Below are 3,445 nucleotides of genomic sequence, written 5' to 3' on the forward strand. Positions count from 1 at the left end.
TGTTCCATTTTAGAGATTTGTTTAAGATAAGATATAACTCATTGAGATGTGTCATAGTATTCGTCGTTAGAAAACAATTATTGTGACATTATTTCAATGAGTTATCTATTTTTGTCGTGTACAGAGATTATTATAGAAGCCCCCATGAATAAATCGCTCATCATTTTCGGCATCGTCAACATAACCTCGGACAGTTTCTCCGATGGAGGCCGGTATCTGGCGCCAGACGCAGCCATTGCGCAGGCGCGTAAGCTGATGGCCGAGGGGGCAGATGTGATCGACCTCGGTCCGGCATCCAGCAATCCCGACGCCGCGCCTGTTTCGTCCGACACAGAAATCGCGCGTATCGCGCCGGTGCTGGACGCGCTCAAGGCAGATGGCATTCCCGTCTCGCTCGACAGTTATCAACCCGCGACGCAAGCCTATGCCTTGTCGCGTGGTGTGGCCTATCTCAATGATATTCGCGGTTTTCCAGACGCTGCGTTCTATCCGCAATTGGCGAAATCATCTGCCAAACTCGTCGTTATGCATTCGGTGCAAGACGGGCAGGCAGATCGGCGCGAGGCACCCGCTGGCGACATCATGGATCACATTGCGGCGTTCTTTGACGCGCGCATCGCGGCGCTGACGGGTGCCGGTATCAAACGCAACCGCCTTGTCCTTGATCCCGGCATGGGGTTTTTTCTGGGGGCTGCTCCCGAAACCTCGCTCTCGGTGCTGGCGCGGTTCGATGAATTGCGGCTGCGCTTCGATTTGCCGGTGCTTCTGTCTGTTTCGCGCAAATCCTTTCTGCGCGCGCTCACAGGCCGTGGTCCGGGGGATGTCGGGGCCGCGACACTCGCTGCAGAGCTTGCCGCCGCCGCAGGTGGAGCTGACTTCATCCGCACACACGAGCCGCGCCCCTTGCGCGACGGGCTGGCGGTATTGGCGGCGCTGAAAGAAACCGCAAGAATTCGTTAACTGCACATTCGGGATATTTCTCTATATTCGCGGTTCAGCAGGCATGTCCCCTTTGAGGGCGACCCGACGACAGGATAATCGACCTTATGGTGCGCAAATATTTCGGCACAGACGGTATTCGTGGCAAAGCCAACGAAGGCGCGATGACGGCGGAAACCGCCTTGCGCGTCGGCATGGCGGCTGGCCGTGTCTTTCGTCGCGGTGACCACCGCCATCGTGTCGTGATCGGCAAGGATACGCGCCTGTCGGGCTATATGCTTGAACCCGCGCTCACAGCCGGTTTCACCTCGATGGGCATGGACGTATTCCTTTTTGGCCCGCTGCCGACAACGTAATAGGAAGAATAAACGCCCTTTTCACCCAAGTCCAAATTAATTTGCCGATTCCATAATCAGGGTGTATTACAATTCCATAGAGTTTTTCAATCCAGGTGGTTTAGCTGATAACTTAACGATTGATCAGCTTCTTCGTGAAGATTACTCGCCATGGGCGCGCAATAAAAGGATATCTGCCACGTTCAAAGAAGCGCATTTTATTGAAAAATATGGGTCAGGCATCAAACGAATCCAAGAAGGCTTCGCATCCTATGGTCTGCGTCCCCCTGTCTTTGAAAATTTCCAGCACGGTTTTCGAGTTATTGTCTCATCAAAGCTACTTTTCGAATCTAATGAGGGAGTAAGTGAGGGAGTAAATCTACTATTTAATCAGATAAGAACTAATCCAGGAAAGCGTGCACCATTTTTAGTAAACGAGCTATTAGTTCCTGTCAAGATAGTAGAGCGGTGGCTCAAAATCTTAAGAGATGATCATAAAATCGAGTTTCGAGGAGCTCCTAAAAGTGGAGGATACTGGCTAAAATAGAAATCAATGATACTCTTAAGTGGCACCAATCGAACTCCTATTTTAGCATTTAAAAAAGTATCCTCACATCATTTTATTGAACAATACCTAAGGCTGCTCTGGCGGCATTGATATGATTATCGTCGTTGCACTCTACCGCAAAAGCGCCATATGCTAATGGAGCTGCAGCAGCCCTCTCTATAGATTGTTCGTAGAGCCTATCCCATATCGTTCCGCCTTGTTTAGCATACTCCGTTATCAAACTCTTCAGGCTATCCTCTCCAAAAACCGATACGTGACCAGAAAAGTCCAGTGCAGGATCACCCATATGCGCAGTAGACCAATCTATGATACCAGAGGTCTTACCTTCCTTCGAGGTTAAGACATGCCCTGCATAGAGATCGCCATGGATGAAACAAGTGAATTCAGGCCACAAAGGGTCATTGTCCAACCATCTACGGTATCTGTTTTCCAACGGCTCGCTGATACCTATCTCAGATTTCACCAAGTGGATACGGTCAGCTATTTCGGTCCTCAATTCACTTGGAGTCATTATTTTCAAGTTGCTCTTTCTCACATCGTCAGCTGTAATACGATGTAATTCGGCCAATGATTTTGCCAGAGACTCCACATAAGCTATGCTATCGCGATCTATGTTCCAAGAAACCTCATGTGTTATCGCATCGAATGTCAGAGCAGGCGCATCCTCCAGTAAAGGGTAGGCTATTAGGCGCTCCGATACAATTTTCCAATCAGGGACATTGATCGACAGGTTTCTTTTGGCTAAATCCAATATTCTACTTTCATTTTCGATTTGTTCAAGCATATCGCTTCTTCGAGGTATACGGAGTACCCAGTTCTCACCGTTTACTTCCTTTACAAAGGCAACTCTAAAGTCGATGCCCATCTCATTGACGCTCATCTCTTCCGAAATTCTCAGCCCATGCTCTAGGGCTAATGTTTGCATATCTTCGATTGTCATTTCTATACTGTTTTCTTTTATTAAATTGGTACCAGTTCCCCCGACAGGACATTCTGAATGTCATATACAGGTGTAACACTTTACCCATATTCTTTTCGTATGGATAACACTTCCCATCAGGGAACAAAAATCTGATACATGAATTAATTGTGAGACAGTAGACCTACTGTCGCATTGAAGCCATCTCGGCGACTATTTGATTAGGAAAACCAAGGCTTTGCCATCATAGCCTTATCATAGAAGTATAACATAGTTGTAAAGATAGAAAATTATTTTTTATTCATCCATGATGTTATTATTTTATAATAACATCATCTAAACATGTCCTGTCGCTCTTTTGTGCTGTGATATTTCATACCTATTAACTGCTTTCGTTTGAATTATACGACGTTCTACTCACAATAGGGCAAGGGTTACTCATTCCGTAGGATGCGGTTCACGTATAGGAAGAATAAACGCCCTTTTCACCCAAGTCCAACAGCTTTGGACCGCAGTTGACTCTTTCGACACCCCTGCGATGCAACCCAATCCGGCTGAGCGGCTCCTTTTCCGACAACCAGCACGGCGGATCCCTGCCGCGGCGCTGTGAACGCAGCATTTTGATTGGTATCGTTGGCCTTCAGGCTCGTCAGTCAAACAGACCCAGGAGCAGCTCAGCCGGTG

The 3,445-nt window shown here is 47.8% G+C and carries 4 protein-coding genes; 3 read left to right on the plus strand and 1 reads right to left on the minus strand.

Annotated features, from left to right (window positions below):
* Positions 1–144 precede the first annotated feature (144 nt).
* From sul2 to FTT89_RS14355, 3 genes are all read left to right on the plus strand, one after another.
* The gene (gene sul2 / locus FTT89_RS14345; RefSeq protein WP_001043260.1) at positions 145–960 is read left to right on the plus strand and encodes a sulfonamide-resistant dihydropteroate synthase Sul2; all 816 of its coding nucleotides are present in this window, start codon (positions 145–147) and stop codon (positions 958–960) included.
* Between the two features lie 86 nt (positions 961–1,046).
* Entirely contained in the window at positions 1,047–1,295 is a 249-nt protein-coding gene (locus FTT89_RS14350; RefSeq protein ID WP_071830581.1) for a phosphoglucosamine mutase, read from the plus strand.
* 61 nt (positions 1,296–1,356) lie between these two features.
* Positions 1,357–1,821 carry an ATP-binding protein gene (locus FTT89_RS14355; RefSeq protein ID WP_071830580.1) on the plus strand — a complete coding sequence of 155 codons (465 nt, stop codon included), beginning with the start codon at positions 1,357–1,359 and terminating at the stop codon, positions 1,819–1,821.
* 73 nt (positions 1,822–1,894) lie between these two features.
* Here the strand turns inward: FTT89_RS14355 and mph are convergent, their stop codons facing one another.
* Entirely contained in the window at positions 1,895–2,782 is an 888-nt protein-coding gene (gene mph, locus FTT89_RS14360) for an Mph(E)/Mph(G) family macrolide 2'-phosphotransferase (protein WP_071830579.1), read from the minus strand.
* Positions 2,783–3,445: the final 663 nt, after the last annotated feature.

The sequence above is a fragment of the Acinetobacter sp. YH01025 genome (assembly GCF_013420185.1).
GTDB lineage: Bacteria > Pseudomonadota > Gammaproteobacteria > Pseudomonadales > Moraxellaceae > Acinetobacter > Acinetobacter indicus.

Bases quoted from the DNA above. Each gene is read 5' to 3' on its own strand.
- sul2 (WP_001043260.1), top strand. From the start codon at position 145: ATGAATAAATCGCTCATCATTTTCGGCATCGTCAACATAACCTCGGAC.
- FTT89_RS14350 (WP_071830581.1), top strand. From the start codon at position 1,047: ATGGTGCGCAAATATTTCGGCACAGACGGTATTCGTGGCAAAGCCAAC.
- mph (WP_071830579.1), bottom strand. From the start codon at position 2,782: ATGACAATCGAAGATATGCAAACATTAGCCCTAGAGCATGGGCTGAGA.